The sequence below is a fragment of the Candidatus Beckwithbacteria bacterium genome (assembly GCA_026397255.1).
In the GTDB taxonomy this organism is placed as follows: Bacteria; Patescibacteriota; Microgenomatia; order UBA1400; family CG1-02-47-37; genus JAPLVF01.
This window is the reverse complement of record JAPLVF010000013.1, coordinates 233,412-253,570: the sequence shown is the minus strand read 5'-3', so window position 1 is coordinate 253,570 and position 20,159 is coordinate 233,412. Positions and strand designations below refer to the sequence as shown.

The following is a 20,159-nucleotide window of genomic DNA, read 5'->3' as shown; positions in this document are numbered from 1 at the left end:
ATCACGCCGCTTTTTTTGAAGAACTTGGTAAAATAGTGTAGGATTATTTTAAGATGAAGTTTGCCTGGAAAAAACTTTTGTGGATCGGGGTAATCGTAGTGACTGGCCTAGTCAGCCTAAATTTATCGATGCGGACATACCTATCCAGTCTGAATCGGCAGGAAGCGTTTATTGCCCAAGCGCAGCCGGAAGAGTTAACTAGCGGCACTAACCCAACCACGTTAAAATTTCCTAAAGACGGCGAGGTCCGGATCTATTATTGGCGGTTTGACTCCTGGACCAATAGAAAGTTTGAGCTAACTTACCAAGAAACTCCGAATGTTTTTGAGATAAGCACCGGCAACTATAAAGATACCGGAATTAATATTAAGGCTCAAGAAAGCCTAACGGAAAAAATCTCCGCGAAAGTCAACGATGTTTACCAACCCGACTTTAATTGGCAAACGCCGATTAATGACGGAAAACAATGCGGCGTTAGCGGTTTGGCAGACCCACCGGTGAATATTGAGGCCTATGTTAAGGAAGTAAATGACAACGGTGAACCGATTGTTTCCACTCAATGCTGGTCAGATTGGGATACGGCTGGTGAGCCAGCCTCAGACTATAATGATTTTTTAGTGATTTTTTCCTATAAACCCACCCCATCTTCTAATAAAGCCTATTTTCAAATCCGCAAATTTAATGATTTAAACGGCGACGGTGACAAAGATTCTAATGAAGGCAGTCCGAATAAGACCTGGTCGTTCCAATACAGCATTAACGACGGCGACTGGAAAGCGATTAATACGGCCACTGCCAGCGGTTTATCAGCTAAGACAACCATGAACAAAGGAACCAAAGTCGAAGTAGAGGAATTTACTAAATCCGGTTGGAAGATTACCACTCCTAAAAATCAGACACAAACATTAAGCCAGGCGGGACATACTTATACTTTTGATTTTGGCAACCAACGAATTTCCGCCAGCCCTTCACCCGAACCCGGTTCCAGTCCCAGTCCCAGCCCATCGCCGGGAGCCAATCAACCCACTTTTGTTATTGAGAAATTTTTAGATGCTAATAAAAACGGGGTTAGAGAAACCGGGGAAGGTTCGACTAATCGGGCCTGGGAATTTACCTATCAGGTGAATGGCGGGCAAGAAGAAAGCTACACGATTGAACCGAATGGAGACGCCGGAGACACCATCACGGTCAATATCGGTGATAGAGTTAAGATACAGGAGTTGGGTCAGGAAGGGTGGTTAAATACGACCGGAACGGTAGTAGAACAAACTCTGAATCAAAGCAAAAACTATAAGTTTTATTTTGGCAACTATCCGGTTAACGGTATTAACGGAGCCAGTCCAACGCCAAATTTTCCGCCCAGCCAGCCTTCAACCGGAGCACCGACTTGGTTAAGCGTTGGCAGTGCCGGTTTGGGAGCAACTTTACTATTAGTGAAATTATTATTTGGGTTTTAGTTTATGAAAAATAAAAAATTAATCATTTGGGGGATTAATTTAAGTTTAGGGCTAATTGTGGTAATTTTAGCCTGGATTTTCGGTCCGAGCGTCATCACCGAAGCGCGTTATCAGCAAGAAGTAAAAGCCGCGTCAACCGGTAAACCAACTGTTGGTTTTTCAGGCATGATGGTATCAATGTCCGGTTTTAAACAATTGGCCAACGCTGATGTGGTCAAGCCCTTGTCAACCCAGTTTGGTTTGGTGATCCCGAAAATTTTTGTCAACGTGTCGGTGACGGAAAATGTTAACCCCGAGGATGTAAAAGCCTACCAATCGGTGTTAAAACAGGCGGGTGGAGTCGCCCATGCGGTCGGGACGGCGGTTCCGGGAGAAAACGGTACGGTTTATATTTTCGGCCATTCGACTGACGCGACTTTTGATGTGGAACGGTTTAATGCGGTTTTCTATCTTTTAGGAAAACTGGAAAAAGGCGATAAAATTATTGCTTACTATAACAATGTTCCTTATAACTATATTGTAGCGGAGAAAAAAGTGGTTGACCCGACGGACATTAGCGATATTATCGATGTCACCGGCGAAGAACGGTTGGTATTACAGACTTGCTGGCCGCCGGGAACCACTTGGAAAAGATTGTTGATTATTGCTCAGCCGGAACAAAAATAGCCCCCTTGACAACCTATTAGCAGTCGTGCTACTCTACTGCTAATATGAATTTAACTGATCGCCAGGCCCAACTTTTAAAAGCGGTAATTGAAGAATTTACCACTACGGCCGAACCGGTTGGCAGTGTCACGCTTGAGAAAAAATATAATCTCGGTGTTTCTCCGGCGACCATCCGCAACGAAATGATGGCCTTAACCAAAGCCGGATTTTTAAAACAGCCACATACCTCTGCCGGCCGGACTCCGACACCCATGGCTCTAAAATACTACGTTCATGAACTTCTAAAAGAAGATGAAATGTCCGTCGCCGAAGAAGTGGCTGTTAAAGAAAAAGTTTGGGATAACCGCTTTGAATCAGGTAAATTTTTGAAAAGCATTACTAAGGCCTTAGCCGATAAAACCAAAGCCTTGGCGGTTGCCTGCACTTCCGGTGGCGACCTGTTTCATTCCGGCGAAGCTCACCTTTTGGACAACCCGGAATTTTACGACATTGATGTTTGCCGCGAAGTTTTGTCTTTAATCGACGAATTTAATCTGATGCACTCAATTTTTGCCAAAGTTAGCACCGAAGAACCGGTGCATATTTTAGTCGGCGACGATTTTGACAACGTTATTTTTGAGCCCTTAAGCATGGTCTTTGCCGACTTTTCTACCCCTAATCTTTCCGGTTCTTTGGGGATTATCGGTCCCAACCGCCTGCCATATCAGCGAATAATTCCCACGGTTCGCTATTTCGGCAATTTAATTAATGAAATTGCCAAAGGCTGGTAAAAATTTATGTCCAAAAAAACTTTAGAAAATCAGTTGAAACGAACTTTGGCTGACTATCAAAATTTAACCAAGCGGGTTGAAGCCGACAAACAAGAATTTGTTAAATTTGTTTCCGCTTCTTTAATTGCCAAGCTTTTGCCGATCTTAGATGATTTGGAGCGGGCCCAGGAACACCTGAAAAATGCCGGTCTGCAATTGACCATTGATAAATTTAAATCAGTTCTGCAAGCTGAAGGGGTTAGTGAAATTAAACTTTTAAACACTGTTTTTGACCCCAAAACCGCCGAGTGTAGTGAGTTGGTGGCGGGTCAACCAAACTTAATTTTGGCCGTGGTTCAACCAGGTTTTTACCTTCATGATCGGGTTTTACGGCCGGCCCGGGTTAAGGTTGGTAAGGATAATATTAATATAATTAAGGAGGATTCCCGAAGCAAGATCGGGGATAAATAATATGGCATCCAATAAAATTATTGGTATTGATTTAGGCACCACTAATTCGGTGGTCGCCGTGATGGAAGGCGGTAGTCCCAAAGTGATTCCGACTGCCGAAGGCCGCAACTTGATTCCTTCAATAGTTGAGCCGACTAAAAATTTGGTTGGTGATATTGCTAAACGTCAAATGGTTCTTAATCCCGGCAACACGATTTATTCCATTAAACGGTTAATGGGCCGCAAAATGGGTGATGCCGAAGTCAAGAAAACTCAAGGCATGGTTGCCTACAAAATTGTCGGTGGTAAAGGGGATATGGCGATGGTGGAAGTTGACGGGAAAACTTACACTCCCCAGGAAATTTCTGCCAAAATTTTACAAAAAGCCAAAGCCGATGCCGAGGCTTATTTAGGCGAATCCGTTGACAAAGCCGTCATTACCTGTCCGGCCTATTTCAATGACGCTCAGCGTCAGGCAACCAAGCAGGCCGGCGAAATTGCCGGTCTTAAAGTCGAGCGGATTTTAAACGAGCCGACCGCGGCCGCTTTGGCCTACGGCCTAGAAAAGAAAAAAGCCCAAACCATCTGCGTTTATGATTTGGGCGGCGGCACCTTTGATATTTCCGTCTTGGAACTAGGAGATAATGTTTATGAAGTTAAAGCCACCAACGGCGATACCCATCTAGGCGGCGACGACTTTGACCAAAAAATTATTGACTATATTACCGCTGAATTTAAAAAAGAAAACGGCGTTGACCTTAAGGCTGATAAACAAGCTTTACAGCGGATTAAAGACGCTGCCGAAAAAGCCAAAATGGAGTTGTCTTCCTCCACGGAAACAGAAATTAACCAACCGTTTATTACCCAAGGCAAAAATGGTCCCTTGCATCTGACCATGAAGTTGACCCGGGCCAAACTGGAAAATCTGGTGGATGACTTAATTCAAAAAACCATTCCTCCGGTTAAGGCCTGTCTTAAAGACGCCAAGAAAACCGTGAAAGATATTGATGAAGTCGTCTTGGTTGGCGGTATGACCCGCATGCCCAAGGTTTACCAAACCGTCAAAGAACTTTTTGGCAAAGAGCCGAATAAATCTGTTAATCCGGATGAAGTCGTGGCCATTGGTGCGGCCGTTCAGGCTGGTGTTTTGACCGGCGACGTCACTGATGTTCTACTCTTGGACGTTACCCCGCTGACCCTAGGCATTGAAACTTTAGGCAGTGTCGCCACGCCTTTAATCAACCGCAACACCACGGTGCCGACCAGCAAATCGCAGATTTTCTCGACCGCCGCGGACAATCAAACTTCGGTGGAAATTAATGTCTTGCAAGGAGAACGGCCAATGGCCAACGACAACAAATCCCTAGGCCGGTTTATTCTGGATGGGATTCCTCCGAGTCCGCGCGGCGTGCCGCAGATCGAAGTCACTTTTGATATCGACGCCAACGGCATTTTAAATGTTACCGCCAAAGACAAGGCCACCAATAAAGAGCAGAAGATTACCATTAAAGGCTCGACTGGTTTGTCTGATGACGAAATTAAGCGCATGACCCAAGAGGCGGAAAAACACGCCGAAGAGGACAAAATAAAGAAAGAGCGCATCGACGCCCGCAACCAAGCCGATACGCTTATTTTCACCAGCGAAAAAACTTTAAAGGATGCTGGCGATAAAGTTAAAAAAGAGGATAAAGCCGATGTCGAAAAGAAGGTTAAGGCCTTAAAAGACATCTTAGAATCCGGCAGCAAAGACGAGCTGGAGGCCAAGACTAAAGACCTCTCCGAAACCATCCAAAAAGTCGGTGCCGCGATGTACGAATCGCAGAAGTCCGAGCCTAAGGCCGACGGTGAAAAAAAACCCGACGACAAAAAATCCGATAAGGATAAAGTCCAAGAAGGCGAAGTGGTGGAGTAAAATAAATAAATGACCACCAAGCGCGACTTTTATGAAGTTTTAGGCGTTTCCAAAACCGCCAGCGCGGCGGAACTGAAAAAAGCCTACCGTCAGTTAGCCTTAAAATATCATCCTGATCGTAACAAATCCGCCGATGCCACGGAAAAATTCAAGGAAATTTCCGAAGCCTACGAAGTTTTATCTAACCCGGAAAAACGCTCTACCTATGACCAATATGGTCACGCTGCTTTCGACCCCAGCCAGGGTTTTGGCGCCGGCGGTCCGTTTGGCAGTGGCACTCAGTCTTACCGTCAGGGCCCATTCACTTACACTTACACTACCGCTGGTGGCGGTGGTGGCTTTGACTTCGGCGGCTTTAGTGACCCGTTTGAAATTTTTGAAAGCTTTTTCGGTGGCGGTTCGCCTTTTCATCAGCAGCAAAGAATCCCTCGTTATGGCCTGGCCATCGATTTTATGGAAGCGGCCAAGGGTACAACCAGAACCCTGGTTCATCAGGGCAAAGAATACACCATTAAAATTCCCGCCGGTAGCGATGACGGTACCCGTATCCGCTTTGAAAAATTTTATGTGACCATCGAAGTCCGACCGGACAAGCATTTTAAGCGCGAAGTTAACGATGTTTTTATTGATGAAATTATCAGTTTTTCCCAGGCTGCCTTAGGTGGAGTGGTTGAGGTGCCGACGATTGACGGCGACCTGAAATTAAAAGTTCAGCCCGGCACCCAATCCGGCACTTTAATTCGTCTTCGCGGCCAGGGTATGCCGATCCTTCGCGGCCGCGGCCGCGGCGACCAGTATGTCCGCCTGATTATCCGTGTCCCCGATCGTCTTTCCCGCCGCCAGCGCCAACTGTTAGAAGAATTTGAAAGTGAAAGCTAAATCATCTCTATCACATCTGCGAGGTGTGATAATTTATCCCTGCCCGAAAAACCCGTTCCCAATGGTGTCAGTGTCGGGTAGATTATTAATGTTAGTCTTTAAAGATTAAACCAAATGTGCTAAAATAGACTGTTATTAAGAAATTTAGGCAAGAGGCGGCATTAAGACCCGCCTTTTTAATTAAAATATGGACTTAACCAATTTACCTAAATCTGCCCGGACCGAATTTACCTCGGCCCTTAACCAAATCTGCGCCGAGCGGGGTATTTCTCCTCAGACTATTTTAGAAACCTTAAAGGCTGCCCTCGTGGCCGCTTACCGCAAAGACTTTGGCGCTAATGAAGACTTGGACTACGAAGTGATTGTTGACGAGATTACCGGTTCGGCCAAGATTTTTGAGTTCGCCACAGCTAAGCCGGACAAAAAGAAAGAAGTTACTCCTCCGGGTTTTGGCCGCATCGCCGCCCAGACTGCCAAGCAGGTAATTTTGCAAAAAATCCGCGAAGCCGAAAAAGACGCCATTATTACCGAATACTCTGACAAAATCGGTAGCCTGGTGAGCGGCATGGTTTTACGTTTCGATGGCCAATTTATTATCTGTGATATTGGTCGTGGCCAAGCCCTGATGCCGCCGGAAGAGCAAAGTCCGAATGAACACTATCATCTTAATCAGCGCCTGACTTTATATATTAAAAATATTGGCGACACACCTAAAGGCAAACAAATTGTTGTTTCCCGCGCCGATCCCCAGTTGGTGATTGAGCTTTTTAAACGCGAGGTGCCCGAGGTTAATTCCGGCGCCGTCGCTATTAAAATCATTGCCCGCGAAGCCGGCAGCCGCAGTAAAGTGGCTGTTGCCTCGACTCAAGCCGGCGTTGACCCGGTCGGTTCCTGTGTCGGTCAAAAAGGCGTCCGGGTCCAAGCTGTCATTAACGAACTGGGCGGCGAAAAACTGGACATTATTGAGTATTCGGAAGACTTGGATAAATTTATTACTGCCGCCTTGCAGCCAGCGGAACATTTGGAAATCAAGCTTAATGCCAAGAAAAAAGAAGCCAATATTACTGTGCCTGAAGACCAGCTGTCTTTAGCCATCGGCCGCGACGGTCAAAATGTTCGTCTGGCCGCCAAACTAACCGGTTATAAAATTAATTTAAATGATGACAGACCAAAAAAAACCAAGACTAAAAAAACCAAAAAAGATTAACCTTGTTCCTCGGCCGCCGGTAATTACCGTCATGGGCCATATTGACCATGGCAAAACCACCCTCTTAGACACCTTAAGAAAATCTCACGTTGCCGAACACGAGTCCGGCGGCATTACCCAGCACATTGGCGCTTATCAGGTAGAGTTTGCGGGTCGGAAATTAACCTTTATTGATACTCCTGGCCATGCCGCTTTTTCCGCCATGCGTTCGCGGGGCGTTTCCGCCACCGACTTGGTAATTTTAGTTATTGACGCCGTCGAATCAGTTAAACCGCAGACCAAAGAATGCCTTCAATTAATCAAAGCCAGCCAAACTCCCTTTTTAGTCGCCATCAACAAAATGGATTTACCCGGCGCTTCCGTAGCCGTTGTTAAAAAAGACTTAGCCGATAACGGTGTTATGGTTGAAGGTTATGGCGGCGATGTTGTTTGTTGCGAAATTTCTGCTAAAACCGGCCAGGGCTTAGATCAACTTTTGGAAATGGTCTTGCTTTTAACAGATATGCAGAGTTTGAAAAATGAACCGAATACTCTTCTTGAAGCCGTGGTTATTGAATCTTCTTTGGACAAACAACGCGGTCCTGTCGCCACCGTTGTTGTTAAAAAAGGCACTCTTAAACTAGGGGATAACTTAGATTTGGCCGGGACTACCGGTAAAGTTAAGGCTTTATTTAACGAAAAAGGGGAAAGTCTGACTGCCGTTTTTCCCGGTTGCCCGGCCCAGGTTTTAGGTTTTTCCACTGTGCCGCCTGTCGGCGCCAACACTATTACTAACGCGGTTAGTGATAGCGGCTTAGTGACTAAATTAAAAATTATTCTTAAGGCCGATGTTTCCGGCACCTTGGAGGCCATTACTCAAAATCTTGGCCCGGATGTCGCTTTAATTTCTGCCGGCATTGGCGAAGTCAATGAATCCGATGTCGCTTTAGCCCAATCAACCGGGGCCAAAATTATCGGTTTCCGGGTAAAAACCACCGCCACGGCCATTAAACTGGCGGAAATTGAGTCGATTTTAATTAAAAATTACTCCCTGATTCATGAGCTTCTGGATGATTTACAGGCCCAGATTTTAAAACTCTTAGAGCCGACGATTGACGAAGAAATTCTAGGCCAAGCCAAAGTTTTACAGGAATTTTCTGCCAAAGGCGAATCTATCGCCGGCGTGGAAGTTTTGTCCGGCAAATTAAGTAAAGGCGATTTGGTCCACCTTATCCGCAATAAAGTTACCGTCGCCGAAAGCAAAATCAAGTCCATTCGTCAGGGCAAAGAAGAAGTTGATAAAGCCAAAGCCAGGGAGCAGTACGGTCTTTCTTTTACCGGCGTTCTTTCCTTTCAGCCCAAAGACAAACTTGTGGCTTACAAGAAAGTTTAAACACTATCCTATAGCTTTACTTTCTCATACTTTTTTGGTATAATCGCGACAACTATGCCCAAAACCTACAATATTGAGCCAGTCAGGCAGGCCTTTTCCACCGCCAAGCAAACCCTGATTTTATTGCCCCAAAACCCGGATTTAGACGCGGTTGCCGCCGGTTTATCCCTTTATTTAGCTTTAACCAAAAAACAAGTTAACGTGTCTATTGGTTGCCCGACTCCGATGACTGTCCAGTTTAACCGCTTGTTCGGCGTGGATAAAATCAAGCCCCGTATCGGCAACCAAAACTTAGTGATTTCCTTTCAGTATCCCGAAGATTCTCTGGAAAAAGTTTCCTACGACAAAGATCCGGCCAACCAAAGATTCAACTTAACCATTGAACCCAAAGCCGGTATGCAGCCCTTGGATACGACCTCGGTTGAGTATTCCTACACCGGCTCATCGGCCGACATTATCTTTGTCATCGGCGCCCGGCAGTTGGAAGATCTAGGCGATTTGTACAAGAGCGAACAAAAGCTTTTAGATGATAAAACCAAAATCTTGGTCAACCTGTCGAGTTTAGATAGAAACGCCCAGTTTGGCACGGTTAACCTTTACGATCCGACCGTCAGCGCCACTTGCGAAATTGTTTTTACCGTTATCAATGATTTAGGCTTAGCCCTGGAAAGCGATATTGCCACCAATTTGCTGGCCGGTATTGAAGCCAAAACCGCTAACTTTACCAGCCCCCAAACTACGGCCGACACCTTTGAAATGGTCGCTCAACTATTGCGCTTTGGTGCCAAAAAAGGCCAAATGACCACTCCCTTTTCTCGCCCCCTGAACCCCCTTACCCGTCCGGCCGCCAACCCTTGGGCCTTACCCAACAACCCAGTTAAAGCAGCTACCCCTCCAGACTGGTTAAAGCCCAAAGTTTTAACTTCTTCTAGCCAGATTTGATAACTTTTGCTAGAATACACACCAATGGTCTTACCTACTGATAAAAAACAAACTATTATTAAAAAATTCGCCACTCAAAAAGGCGACACCGGTTCACCGGAGGTTCAGATTGCCCTATTGACCGAGCGGATTAACGATCTTACCAAACATCTAAAAGCGAACCTTAAAGATAATCATTCCCGCCGCGGCCTCTTAGCGATGGTTTCCAAACGCCGCCGGCTATTAAACTATTTATCCCGCAAAGATAAAAAACGCCATCAGGAGATCGTGGTAAAGCTGAAATTAGGAAAATAATGCTGTTGTCTAAAACTGTTACCATTAATAATCAAGAAATTACCCTGGAAGTCGGTCGTTATGCCGAACAAGCCACCGCCGCTGTTTTGGCTAAATGCGGCGACACTGTCGTTTTAGTCAGTGTGGTTTCCGGCCGGGAAAATCCCGGCTTGGACTACTTTCCTTTAACCGTTGAGTATCAGGAAAAACTGTTTGCTTCCGGCATTATTAAAGGTTCCCGCTGGGTTAAACGCGAAGGCCGCCCGACCGACGAAGCCATCTTAAAGGCCCGGTTGATTGATCGTTCCATCCGGCCCTTATTCCCCAAAGATTACCTAAAAGAAGTTCAGGTCATTGCCACGGTTTTATCTTATGATCCCAAAACTAATCCGGAAATTTTAGCTCTTTGTGCCGCCTCGGCTGCTTTAGCCATTTCTCCGATTCCTTGGGCTGGACCGATTGCTGCCGCTAGGATTAAAAATGACAAATTAGACCTGATTGTTTCCGGGTCAGAAGAGGCCATTGTGATGGTGGAAGCCGGCGCCAAAGAAGTTTCCGAAACGGAAGTTTTGCAAACCATGGGAGAAGCTCACCAGGAGATTAAAAAAGTCATTAAAACCATTAATGAATTAGTCAAAGAAGTTGGCCAAAAGAAAGAAGAATTTATTGCCAATCCGCCAGCCGGCGGAGACGCTGACGTTAAAAAACAGATTTTAGCTAAAACTAAATCTTCAATTGACGACTTAATTGTTAGATTAAAAACCGCCACCCACGAAAAAGCCATGGACTTAGGTGAAATTCAAGCCGCCGCCAAAGTAGATTTAGTGGAAATCGATCCGAAAATTATTAATAACGTGACTGAAGACTACTTAAAAACTACCTTAAGACACACAGTTTTTACTAAAAAAATCCGGCCTGATGGTCGCAAACCCGATGAAATCCGGCCGATTTCCTGTGAAGTTAGTGTTTTACCCCGGACTCATGGCTCGGCCATGTTTAAGCGTGGTGCCACCCAGGCGGTGACCGTTACCACCTTGGGCTCGCCCCGTTTAGGTCAATTAATTGAAGATTTAGATGGCGAAACCGAGAAGCGTTATATTCATCACTACGAATTTCCGCCGTTTTCCGTCGGCGAGTGCGGCCGGGTCGGTTTTCCTTCCCGCCGGGAAATTGGTCACGGCGCTTTAGCCGAACGGGCCTTAGAGCCGATGATTCCTGACGAAAACGTTTTTCCTTACGCCATTCGTGTCGTTTCCGAAATTATGTCTTCCAATGGTTCCACTTCCATGGCCTCGGTTTGCGGTTCCACTTTGTCTTTAATGGATGCCGGGGTGCCTTTAATTAAACCCGTTGCCGGGATTGCCATGGGCCTGATGGTCGAGGGTAAAGATTACGTGGTTTTAACCGACATTCAGGGAGCTGAAGATCATTTAGGCGATATGGACTTTAAGGTCGCCGGCACTGCCGACGGCATTACCGCCTTGCAAATGGATATAAAAATTGCCGGTGTTACTACTGAGATTTTAGAAAAAGCTTTAGATAAGGCAAAAATTGCCCGTTTGTCGATCATGAAAATTATGAATAAGACCTTAGCCGAACCCAAAAAACAAATGTCTCAATATGCCCCCAAGATTAAAACTTTAAATATCCCGGTCGAAAAAATCGGTGAGTTAATCGGTCCCGGTGGCCGGATTATCAAAAAAATTATTAAAGAGACTGAATGTCAGGTGGATGTCGACGATGACGGTCGGGTAGTCATTACCGGCACCGATGCCGAGAAACTAGAGCAGGCCCTAAAACAAGTTGACGGTTTAACCCGTGAATTTAAAGTTGGCGAAGAATTTGACGGTAAGGTTGTCCGGGTGGAAGCCTACGGCGCTTTTGTGGAAATGGTTCCCGGCCGTGACGGTTTAGTTCACGTTTCCCGCCTTTCTACCAGTTACGTGGCCGATCCCAACACGATTGTTAAACTAGGCCAGATTCTTCATGTCCGTGTCCGCGAAATCGATGAGCAAAATCGGGTCAGCTTGACCACTTTAACTCCTGAACAGGAACAGCAAGTGCCTCAACGTCCTTCCGGCGGCTTTCGCCCTGGAGGTTTTTCGGGTGGCCGACCTCCTTTCCGTCGTCCCGGTGGCGGTCAGCGTTTCTCCGGCAGAAGATAAATAACCCTTTTGTGTTAGAATTAAATAAATGAAACTAAAAACTATTTTGTTGGCCTTATTTTCCGGCTCGTGTATTTGGATAATTTTCCCTTATTTGGTGATTAAGTTAAATCAATATTTCGGCTTGCCGGCCTGGCAATTTTGGCCGTTGCAAATTGGCGGCGTTTTTTTAATTATTTGCGGTATCACCATTTATGCTCACCTGACTTTAATGTTTAAAATCTTCGGCGAGGGGACACCCATGCCCACCGAACCGCCCCAGAAATTTGTCCTTGCCAGCCTGTATCAGCGCACCCGCAACCCGATGTATCTTTGCCATTTAATTATTTTCTTAGGCGAATTTCTGGTTTTCGGCAGCGTTTTATTGCTTGTCTATTTAGTTTTATTTTGGGTGAAGGTAAACTTAATTGTTGTTCTTTGGGAAGAGCCGGGTTTAACCAAACGCTTTGGTAAAGAGTATTTAGATTATTGTCAAAAAGTCCCGCGTTGGTTTTAGCTCTCGAGGTGGAAGAATTCTGCTATTCTGCTATAATCAGCCGATTCTATGAGTAAGCAGGAAGAAAGTCGGCGATTAGAATTTTCGGATATTGCCTCAGAATTGCATGCAGAAATTCTGAAAAACCCTTATCTATTTTTGGGGCTTCCGGACAATGTTGGTTTTACAGAAGTGAGAAGGGTATATCTTGCCAAAGTCAGGCTTTATCATCCGGATATGGTTAACCCCGGTTCTGATATAAAAACACTGGCTCGGCGGTATAGTCAGGAGGAGATTGAAACCGTTCTCCATTGTCAGCCGGACTCTCACTCAGAAGAACCTACAGAGAACCTAGAGGCGGCGATATTACAGATAGAACAGACCACCGAGGCAGATTTGAAAGAAAGAGGGCGAATTTTAGAAGCTATCCGGGGAACGGCTCATGAAAAAATGGTGCAGTTAAATACTGCGTTTGAAGCCATTAAAGTGCGGATTGGTCAACGCCAATGGAAGACTTTTGCCGGTTATGACTCCCGAACTGTTGTTGAAGACGAAGGCTTTTCCTATCAGCAAGTTTTTCTTGAAGGAGCAGCAGAATTGAACATCTTTCAGCAGAAGTTAGGAGCCTATTGGATACCGGGTGCTTATCTATCTTTTGATTGGGGACTGCCGATAGATCATGAGTATCAAACCTGGAGTGAGTCAGATTATCGCTATGATATTGCGGTTAAGCATCTTTCTGTATACCAGGAGATTCAGGAGGGGCGAGAACAGATAACTCCAGTGCTTCTCCAACCATTTTTTAAAATGTTTAAATTAAAACCCGCTCAACAACAACAATTCACCAGCCTTCTTTTAGAACAGAGATTTTCTAGCGGCTATATTCGGGAGCTTTTGGGATTTCCTGACTTTAAAGACGTGAAGCAGGACTCTGACGCCTGGTTTCGTAGCCGAGACTTTGAATGGCAGGTGAATGAAATGCAGACATTGTCATGGTTTCATGATTCGTGGAATCCGCGCATTTCCATGAGGCAAGAAAACGGCAAGCTTATTCTCAAAGATTTTACAGAAACAATATTGAGTGAAACAGATGTCATGCTTTTATCGACTCTCGCTTATGGCCCCATGCTTTCTAACGGATAACGGATTTCGTCTTTGTGTTAGAATGAGGTTATGAAATCAACTCTGCCTGCGGATTTAGTCAAAAAAATCGAGGAAATGCAGACCTACACCAAACCGGAGCAGATGAAGCAGTATCTGGCTTTAGTTAATACTTTACCCTGGGATAAATTAAGCGATGATCGCTTGGATTTGGTTAAAGCCAAAGCCATTATGGACCAGCACCACTACGGCATGAAGGAAATTAAAGATAAAATTTTGGAATATTTATCAGTGATGGTGTTAACACGGGACAAGCCGCCAGTTGGCAGATTACGCGCCCCGATTTTATGTTTGGTTGGTTTGGTCGGCACCGGCAAAACCACTTTTGGCCAATCTTTAGCCGAGACCTTGGGCCGTCAATTCGTCCGGATTCCCTTCGGCGGCCTGGGTTCTGCTTTGGATTTAAGAGGTCAAAGCCGGCTTCACCCCGACGCCGAACCCGGTTTAATTATTAAAGCCTTAAAACGGGCTGGCACCAGAAATCCGGTTATTCTTTTGGATGAAATCGATCGAGTTACTGATGCCAGCCGGATGGATATTATGGGAGTTTTAGTCGAGCTTCTGGATCCGGAGCAAAACGCGCAATTTACCGACCATTATCTCGACTTCCCGTTTAATTTGTCCGATGTTTTGTTTGTGGCCACCGCCAACAATACCCGCAATATTGCCACGGCTGTTTTAGACCGCCTGGAACTTATTCAAATGCCCTCTTATACTGACGAGGAAAAAATTACTATTGCTAAAGACTTTATTTTGTCAAAAGTTTTGCTCCAGTCTGGTTTATCAATCGACAATTTAACCATTGATGATTCTGTTTGGCCAAAAATAGTCCGGCCTTTGGGTTTTGACGCCGGCCTAAGAACCCTGGAAAGAACGATTGAAGCCATTTGTCATAAATTAGCCCGTTCGATTGTTGAAAATAAGGCTAAACATTTCCATTTGACCGATGCCAATATTACTAACTATTTACCCAATTATTAACTTATGAATAACTTGCGTATTGTCCCACTGGGCGGCGGTCCGGGCATGGTGACTAACAATATGTGGCTGTATGAATTCGGTCATGACGCTATTATTATTGATTGCGGTATTGGTTTTCCTGAGGATAAAGTTTCCGATGATATCTTAATTCCGGATATTTCCTATCTTAAAACCAAGCAACTGAAAATTCATGCAATTTTATTAACTCATGCCCATGATGATCATCATGCCGCCCTGGCCCATCTGTTGCCCAAAATCGGTTATGTGCCGATTTATGCTTCCCGTTTAACTGCCGGTTTTGCTCAGGACAAGCTGGGTGAATTTGACATTAATCACAGGATTACTGTGATTAAAGAATCTGACCATTTAAATTTAGGCCCTTTTAAAATTGATCCGATTCATGTGACTCATTCTGTGCCGGACGCTTTTCATTATGCCATTACCACCCCCTTGGGTTTGTTTTATCACGGGAGTGATTTTAAGTTTGATTTAACGCCCCTGGATAACTGGCCGCCTAACTTTAAAAAAATTGTTTCTGTGGCCAGCCGCGGCGTTTTCTGTCTTTTATCCGACTGCCTAAGAAGCGAACGGTCTGGTTATACTCCTTCGGAAACCACGCTGACTTTTGCTTTGGAGCGGGAAATCCGCCACTGCCCCGGCCGTTTGATTTTTACGACCATGTCTTCCCAAATTCACCGGATTCAACAGGCCATTGATATTGCTTTAAGCCACGGCCGCAAAATTAGTTTTATTGGCCGCTCTATGGAAAAAAATACTCAGACGGCCCGCCGTTTGGGTTATTTAAAATATCCGGAAAAATACATCATTAATAAACGCCGAATCAAAGCCGTACCTGATCAGAAACTTTGTTTGATTGTCTCCGGTTCTCAGGGGCAGGAAACCTCGTCTTTAACCCGCTATGCCGCCGGCACCCATAAATTATTAAAAATTAAGAGAAGCGATAGTGTTGTTTATTCCACCGATATTATTCCCGGCAACGAACAAGCGGTTTATAGCGTCGTTGATAAGCTAACTCAGGCGGGTTGCCGGGTGGCTTACCAAGACACTTCTGATGATCTTCATGTTTCCGGCCATGCTGCCGCGGCCGAACTACAGCTGTTAATTCAGCTGACCGCTCCCCATTATCTTTATCCTATCGGCGGCAGTTTCCGCCACATGCGCCAATACCAGCAATTAAATATGGAGTTAGGTTTCCGGCCGGAACAGACGATTTTGCCTGAGTATGGTCAGGTGGTGGAGCTTGACTCGTCCGGTCATTATCGTTTAGCCGAGATTTTAAAATTAAACCCGGTTCGCATTCACCAAAAAAATCGCTAAAATTATTTTATGTCCAGACATTTTCGCGGTCGCCGAAAACAACCATTCAAAATAAAACTGCCTAAAGAAACAATTTATACCTTAATTTCTACCGGACTCATTCTCATTGGCGGACTTACTTTGATGTCTCTGTCCCGCCAGGGCGCGTTTTTAAAATTAATTTTTAACTATTTTCATTCCTTGTTTGGTTGGGGGATTTTATTGTTGCCGTTTATTTTCCTGTCCAGCGGATTGATGTTGACCAGGCTTAAATGGCGGGTGACCAAGCCGAATGTTTTTATCGGTTCAGTTATTTTATTAATTGCCGCTGTCAGCCTGACCCATGCCGGCGCGATCGGCGGCCAAATTTGGCAAAGCCTGGTTGATTTAATTTACCGTCCGGGTGCGGTTTTAGTTTTACTGGCCGCCGTTTTTGTCAGCATTGTTGTTATTTTCGAAACCAGCCTGGAAGATATTCTTTTAGGTCTGCAGGCGGTTTTTAATAAAATAAAATCTCTAGCCGCTTTCTTAAAGGCCAAACATCAGGAACCTTTATTTAGGCCAAAAGCCACCGGGTTTACTGTTAAAGGTCTAGGCGCTGAAGAAATGTCCTCTAAGCCTCAGCCGCGTTCCCGGCCTGTGCCGGAAACTCCTGCCCCGGTAATTGCCAACAAAATCGGCGGTCAGGCACAAATGTGGCATTATCCACCGCTTTCCCTTCTGTCAGACTTTTCCGGCACTAAAGCTGATCGGGGCGATGTTAAGGCTAATGCCGACACCATTGAGCGGACTTTAGATAGTTTTGGGATTAAGGCCAGCATTAAAGAAGTTAATTACGGCCCGGCCGTGACCCAATATTGTATTGAAATTGCCAAAGGGACAAAATTAAGCAAAATTACCAGCCTGCAAAACGATTTAGCCTTGGCTTTGGCCGCTCCCCAAGGACAAATCCGGATTGAAGCACCGATTCCCGGCCGGTCCTATGTCGGTTTGGAACTTCCCAACCGTTCTTTGGAAATTGTTCCCCTTAAAGAAATGTTAGCTAAAAAAGCCCTAAAAGAAGAGAAAAGCAAATTGGCCTTTCCTTTGGGGCTGGATGTTTCCGGCGAACTCGTCACTTCGGACATTGATAAAATGCCTCATGTTTTAATCGCCGGTGCCACCGGTTCCGGTAAATCCGTCTGTATTAACTCCATTATCTCTACTATTCTTTTCCGCTGCAGCCCCGAAGAGGTTAAGCTCATTCTCGTTGATCCCAAGCGGGTGGAGTTGACGCTTTACAACGACGTACCTCATTTATTAACCCCGGTTATTGTTGAGCCGGAAAAAGTTGTCTCTGCCTTAAAATGGGCGATTTCCGAAATGGACCGGCGCTATAAAATTTTTGCTGAAGTCGGGGTACGCAATATTGCCGGCTACAACGAACTTTCCGGCTTTCAGGCCTTACCCTATATTTTAATCGTCATTGACGAGTTGGCCGATATTATTCTTTATGCCCCGTCTGACGTGGAAGATGCCATTACCCGCTTGGCCCAAATGGCCCGGGCGACCGGGATTCATTTGGTTTTAGCCACCCAACGGCCTTCGGTTGATGTCCTGACCGGTTTGATTAAAGCCAACATTAACTTCCGGATTTCTTTTAACGTTAATTCTATGGTTGATTCCCGGGTGATTATTGATTCTCCCGGTGCCGAAAAGCTTTTAGGGCGTGGCGACATGCTCTATATTCCGCCTGATCAGGCTAAGCCAACCCGGATTCAAGGCACCTTTATCTCAGTGAAAGACACGACTGCCTTGGTTGACTTTATTAAAAAGAATGCCGTTAAAGTGGAATATACGGAAGAAGTCACTCAGAAATTTAAAGCCAAGCTTCCCGGCCAACCAGGGCTCCCGCAAGACCAAGAAATCGATGAATTATTTGAAGAAGCCTCACGGGTTATTTGTCAATATGACCGAGCCTCCGCCTCGCTGTTGCAACGTCGGTTATCCATTGGTTATGCCCGGGCAGCCCGGATTTTAGACCAGTTGCAGCTTGCCGGCGCTGTTGGTCCCTCAGAAGGCGCCAAAGCCCGGGAGGTCTTCATTACCAATGCCGACAGTTTTTTAAGTCAGCGAGGCAGTAATGCAAACAGCCGGTAGTCTGCTTAAGTCTAGTCGGATTAAAGCCAAACTCACCCTTACCGGCGTTAGTCATTTGACACGCATTCCTCTTAAAACCCTGTTAGCTTTGGAAAAAAATCAGTTTAATGCGCTTCCCCCTACGCCTTATATCCAAGGGTTTATTCAAAATTACGCGAAGATCGTTCATCTTAATCCTGATCTGGCGATTGCTGCTTTTAAGCGCGATTTTACCCATCGCCGGCAAAAGAAACTTATTCCCGACGGTCTAATTAAGCCGCTTAATCCTTCGGTTAACCGTCGTTACTTTGTGTGGCTTTTCGTGGGCCTAATAATTCTCGCCTATCTTTTCCTTACGATTTATAAAATTTTTTCTCCGCCGCAACTAATTTTGGACCAACCTCAATCAGGCGAGGAAGTTAAATCACCGTTTTTAATTAAAGGTAAAACTAATCGTGATGTCACCTTGACTTTAAACGACAGAACCGTCAATCTCCAACCCGACGGCTCTTTTATCACCACGGGTACCACCTCCGAGCTGAACTTTAAAGCCACCTCCCGGCGTAATAAAACCACCACGCTTGTTCGGTATGTTATCATTGTTCAATGAAAATTAAACGGATTTTATTAACCGGCGACGATGGTTACAATTCCATCGGCACCCGGCTTTTAATTCATTTGTTAAAAGATAAATACGAATTGGCTGTGGCCGCCAGTAAAGTTCAGCAGTCGGGTGTGGGCGGCAAACTAATCATTAAAAACGGCGGCACTTGGGGAGAAGCCAAAGTTGACGGCGTTAAAGCCTTGTGGGTGAGTGGCACCCCGGGTGATGCCATGGAATTAGCTAAAGCCTATTTTAAAACCAATTTTGACTTGGTGATTTCCGGCATTAATCTTGGTCCTAACTTGGTCGGTGAATTGGCTTCCGGTACCATGACTGCCGCGGTTCGGGCCATTAAGTTAAGATTGGCCTCCAAGGCCATTGCTTTTTCCTGGAATGCCCCGGCCGATTTTTGGTACCATGACCACCAGGGTGATGAAGACTTGCGTGACTATTATGAATTTCCTGGCTCCGCCGCTTTGCAATTAATGGACTTGGCAATAAAAAACGAATTTTGGGAAACAACTTTATTAAACATTAACTTTCCTGACCAGCCGACTAAAAAAATTAAATTTACCCGTTTTGCCTACTATTTTGATGACTTTTATTCTCAGGTGAAATTGGATAAAACCACTAAACATTATTCTTACCCGACCGGTTTTCATGAGGGCTTAAAAGGGTTTATTAACACCGATGCCGACGCTCTCCGCTCCGGTTATATTTCCGTCACTCTCTGTCAGCCTGACCTCCTCGATTTCGCCGCCTTCCAGAAACTCAAAGGCCAAGTAATAAATTTATAAAAATTTGACAAACCCCTGGTCTTAATTGATACTTAATTCATGTTGACTTTATCTCAAATTATTTTAGTTATCGTCGTTGCCATTCTTTGTATTCTGTTAATTATTTTCTCGATTTACGTTTTTAAGATTTTGGAAGAAGTTAAAATCTCCCTCAAAAAAACTAACTCCATGCTGGATGACGTCAAGCGCATCACCAAGTCCGTCGCTGATCCGATCGAGCACGCCTCTGAATTTATTTCCGGTTTGAAAAAAGGCGCGAAAATTGTTGAACTAGCCGGTGAGTTAATCCATAAAAAAGATGAGCCCGAACGAGACCAAGAATAAATCTCTGCCTTTTGCCTCCGGTTTACTGGTTGGTGCCGCTGTCGCCGCCGGCGCCACTTTTTTATACAAAACTAAATCAGGCCAAAAAGTTAAAAAAGTTCTCAGCGGTTATTACCGCGAAGCCAAAGAACACCTAGATGAAGTGATTAAAGAGGTTAAAAAAGACACCAAAACCAAAACGTTACCCCAGGCGGTAGAGAAAATTGCTCAAAAAGAAGTCAAGGCCGCTAAGAAAAAAATTAAAGCCATTAAAAAGAAAGTTTTCTCCAAATCCGGCCGGCCGTTGGTAAAGTAGATCTATCTTGCTACA

20 protein-coding genes are annotated in these 20,159 nt (G+C 45.1%); all 20 read left to right on the top strand.

Annotated elements, in window-relative coordinates:
* Nucleotides 1-53: 53 nt before the first annotated feature.
* Complete coding sequence (locus tag NTZ93_03845) at nucleotides 54-1,457, top strand: hypothetical protein (GenBank protein MCX6816973.1); 1,404 nt, start codon at nucleotides 54-56, stop codon at nucleotides 1,455-1,457.
* A gap of 3 nt (nucleotides 1,458-1,460) precedes the next feature.
* Nucleotides 1,461-2,123, top strand: a complete 663-nt coding sequence (locus NTZ93_03840) for a sortase (protein MCX6816972.1) — start codon at nucleotides 1,461-1,463, stop codon at nucleotides 2,121-2,123.
* Nucleotides 2,124-2,167: 44 nt separating this feature from the next.
* The gene (locus NTZ93_03835) at nucleotides 2,168-2,893 is read left to right on the top strand and encodes a hypothetical protein (protein MCX6816971.1); all 726 of its coding nucleotides are present in this window, start codon (nucleotides 2,168-2,170) and stop codon (nucleotides 2,891-2,893) included.
* A gap of 6 nt (nucleotides 2,894-2,899) precedes the next feature.
* A complete protein-coding gene (locus tag NTZ93_03830) occupies nucleotides 2,900-3,343 on the top strand; it encodes a nucleotide exchange factor GrpE (protein ID MCX6816970.1) in 444 nt (147 codons plus the stop codon).
* A gap of 1 nt (nucleotide 3,344) precedes the next feature.
* On the top strand, nucleotides 3,345-5,234 hold the full coding sequence (gene dnaK / locus NTZ93_03825) for a molecular chaperone DnaK (GenBank protein ID MCX6816969.1): 1,890 nt from the start codon (nucleotides 3,345-3,347) through the stop codon (nucleotides 5,232-5,234).
* 9 nt (nucleotides 5,235-5,243) lie between these two features.
* Nucleotides 5,244-6,113, top strand: coding sequence for a J domain-containing protein (locus NTZ93_03820; protein ID MCX6816968.1), 870 nt, complete (start codon nucleotides 5,244-5,246; stop codon nucleotides 6,111-6,113).
* 187 nt (nucleotides 6,114-6,300) lie between these two features.
* Nucleotides 6,301-7,320 (top strand): transcription termination factor NusA, encoded by a 1,020-nt coding sequence (gene nusA, locus NTZ93_03815; GenBank protein MCX6816967.1) that lies wholly within the window; start codon nucleotides 6,301-6,303, stop codon nucleotides 7,318-7,320.
* Nucleotides 7,271-8,692, top strand: a complete 1,422-nt coding sequence (locus tag NTZ93_03810) for a GTP-binding protein (GenBank protein MCX6816966.1) — start codon at nucleotides 7,271-7,273, stop codon at nucleotides 8,690-8,692. The genes nusA and NTZ93_03810 overlap by 50 nt, the downstream gene beginning before the upstream one ends.
* 54 nt (nucleotides 8,693-8,746) lie before the next feature.
* The gene (locus tag NTZ93_03805) at nucleotides 8,747-9,634 is read left to right on the top strand and encodes a hypothetical protein (protein ID MCX6816965.1); all 888 of its coding nucleotides are present in this window, start codon (nucleotides 8,747-8,749) and stop codon (nucleotides 9,632-9,634) included.
* A 24-nt stretch (nucleotides 9,635-9,658) separates the two neighbouring features.
* Nucleotides 9,659-9,928, top strand: coding sequence for a 30S ribosomal protein S15 (rpsO, locus tag NTZ93_03800; protein ID MCX6816964.1), 270 nt, complete (start codon nucleotides 9,659-9,661; stop codon nucleotides 9,926-9,928).
* Complete coding sequence (locus NTZ93_03795) at nucleotides 9,928-12,072, top strand: polyribonucleotide nucleotidyltransferase (GenBank protein ID MCX6816963.1); 2,145 nt, start codon at nucleotides 9,928-9,930, stop codon at nucleotides 12,070-12,072. Before rpsO ends, NTZ93_03795 begins: the two co-directional genes overlap by 1 nt.
* A gap of 28 nt (nucleotides 12,073-12,100) precedes the next feature.
* The gene (locus NTZ93_03790) at nucleotides 12,101-12,568 is read left to right on the top strand and encodes an isoprenylcysteine carboxylmethyltransferase family protein (protein MCX6816962.1); all 468 of its coding nucleotides are present in this window, start codon (nucleotides 12,101-12,103) and stop codon (nucleotides 12,566-12,568) included.
* Nucleotides 12,569-12,616: 48 nt separating this feature from the next.
* On the top strand, nucleotides 12,617-13,690 hold the full coding sequence (locus NTZ93_03785) for a J domain-containing protein (GenBank protein ID MCX6816961.1): 1,074 nt from the start codon (nucleotides 12,617-12,619) through the stop codon (nucleotides 13,688-13,690).
* Nucleotides 13,691-13,720: 30 nt separating this feature from the next.
* A complete protein-coding gene (locus tag NTZ93_03780) occupies nucleotides 13,721-14,689 on the top strand; it encodes an AAA family ATPase (GenBank protein MCX6816960.1) in 969 nt (322 codons plus the stop codon).
* A gap of 3 nt (nucleotides 14,690-14,692) precedes the next feature.
* Nucleotides 14,693-16,027: a ribonuclease J gene (locus tag NTZ93_03775; protein ID MCX6816959.1), complete on the top strand. Its 1,335-nt coding sequence runs from the start codon at nucleotides 14,693-14,695 to the stop codon at nucleotides 16,025-16,027.
* Between the two features lie 9 nt (nucleotides 16,028-16,036).
* Nucleotides 16,037-18,145: a DNA translocase FtsK gene (locus NTZ93_03770; protein MCX6816958.1), complete on the top strand. Its 2,109-nt coding sequence runs from the start codon at nucleotides 16,037-16,039 to the stop codon at nucleotides 18,143-18,145.
* Nucleotides 18,129-18,734 (top strand): helix-turn-helix domain-containing protein, encoded by a 606-nt coding sequence (locus NTZ93_03765; protein MCX6816957.1) that lies wholly within the window; start codon nucleotides 18,129-18,131, stop codon nucleotides 18,732-18,734. Before NTZ93_03770 ends, NTZ93_03765 begins: the two co-directional genes overlap by 17 nt.
* Nucleotides 18,731-19,525: a hypothetical protein gene (locus NTZ93_03760; GenBank protein MCX6816956.1), complete on the top strand. Its 795-nt coding sequence runs from the start codon at nucleotides 18,731-18,733 to the stop codon at nucleotides 19,523-19,525. The genes NTZ93_03765 and NTZ93_03760 overlap by 4 nt, the downstream gene beginning before the upstream one ends.
* A gap of 39 nt (nucleotides 19,526-19,564) precedes the next feature.
* Nucleotides 19,565-19,849, top strand: a complete 285-nt coding sequence (locus NTZ93_03755) for a hypothetical protein (protein ID MCX6816955.1) — start codon at nucleotides 19,565-19,567, stop codon at nucleotides 19,847-19,849.
* The gene (locus NTZ93_03750; GenBank protein MCX6816954.1) at nucleotides 19,824-20,144 is read left to right on the top strand and encodes a YtxH domain-containing protein; all 321 of its coding nucleotides are present in this window, start codon (nucleotides 19,824-19,826) and stop codon (nucleotides 20,142-20,144) included. Before NTZ93_03755 ends, NTZ93_03750 begins: the two co-directional genes overlap by 26 nt.
* Nucleotides 20,145-20,159 lie beyond the last annotated feature (15 nt).

What these genes read in the sequence shown, in the direction of transcription:
- NTZ93_03840 (MCX6816972.1), top strand. Translation starts at nt 1,461, where the DNA reads ATGAAAAATAAAAAATTAATCATTTGGGGGATTAATTTAAGTTTAGGG.
- NTZ93_03785 (MCX6816961.1), top strand. Translation starts at nt 12,617, where the DNA reads ATGAGTAAGCAGGAAGAAAGTCGGCGATTAGAATTTTCGGATATTGCC.
- NTZ93_03795 (MCX6816963.1), top strand. Translation starts at nt 9,928, where the DNA reads ATGCTGTTGTCTAAAACTGTTACCATTAATAATCAAGAAATTACCCTG.
- NTZ93_03760 (MCX6816956.1), top strand. Translation starts at nt 18,731, where the DNA reads ATGAAAATTAAACGGATTTTATTAACCGGCGACGATGGTTACAATTCC.
- NTZ93_03790 (MCX6816962.1), top strand. Translation starts at nt 12,101, where the DNA reads ATGAAACTAAAAACTATTTTGTTGGCCTTATTTTCCGGCTCGTGTATT.
- NTZ93_03830 (MCX6816970.1), top strand. Translation starts at nt 2,900, where the DNA reads ATGTCCAAAAAAACTTTAGAAAATCAGTTGAAACGAACTTTGGCTGAC.
- NTZ93_03770 (MCX6816958.1), top strand. Translation starts at nt 16,037, where the DNA reads ATGTCCAGACATTTTCGCGGTCGCCGAAAACAACCATTCAAAATAAAA.
- NTZ93_03835 (MCX6816971.1), top strand. Translation starts at nt 2,168, where the DNA reads ATGAATTTAACTGATCGCCAGGCCCAACTTTTAAAAGCGGTAATTGAA.
- rpsO (MCX6816964.1), top strand. Translation starts at nt 9,659, where the DNA reads ATGGTCTTACCTACTGATAAAAAACAAACTATTATTAAAAAATTCGCC.
- NTZ93_03765 (MCX6816957.1), top strand. Translation starts at nt 18,129, where the DNA reads ATGCAAACAGCCGGTAGTCTGCTTAAGTCTAGTCGGATTAAAGCCAAA.
- NTZ93_03845 (MCX6816973.1), top strand. Translation starts at nt 54, where the DNA reads ATGAAGTTTGCCTGGAAAAAACTTTTGTGGATCGGGGTAATCGTAGTG.
- dnaK (MCX6816969.1), top strand. Translation starts at nt 3,345, where the DNA reads ATGGCATCCAATAAAATTATTGGTATTGATTTAGGCACCACTAATTCG.
- NTZ93_03775 (MCX6816959.1), top strand. Translation starts at nt 14,693, where the DNA reads ATGAATAACTTGCGTATTGTCCCACTGGGCGGCGGTCCGGGCATGGTG.
- NTZ93_03810 (MCX6816966.1), top strand. Translation starts at nt 7,271, where the DNA reads ATGATGACAGACCAAAAAAAACCAAGACTAAAAAAACCAAAAAAGATT.
- NTZ93_03755 (MCX6816955.1), top strand. Translation starts at nt 19,565, where the DNA reads ATGTTGACTTTATCTCAAATTATTTTAGTTATCGTCGTTGCCATTCTT.
- NTZ93_03780 (MCX6816960.1), top strand. Translation starts at nt 13,721, where the DNA reads ATGAAATCAACTCTGCCTGCGGATTTAGTCAAAAAAATCGAGGAAATG.
- NTZ93_03805 (MCX6816965.1), top strand. Translation starts at nt 8,747, where the DNA reads ATGCCCAAAACCTACAATATTGAGCCAGTCAGGCAGGCCTTTTCCACC.
- nusA (MCX6816967.1), top strand. Translation starts at nt 6,301, where the DNA reads ATGGACTTAACCAATTTACCTAAATCTGCCCGGACCGAATTTACCTCG.
- NTZ93_03750 (MCX6816954.1), top strand. Translation starts at nt 19,824, where the DNA reads ATGAGCCCGAACGAGACCAAGAATAAATCTCTGCCTTTTGCCTCCGGT.
- NTZ93_03820 (MCX6816968.1), top strand. Translation starts at nt 5,244, where the DNA reads ATGACCACCAAGCGCGACTTTTATGAAGTTTTAGGCGTTTCCAAAACC.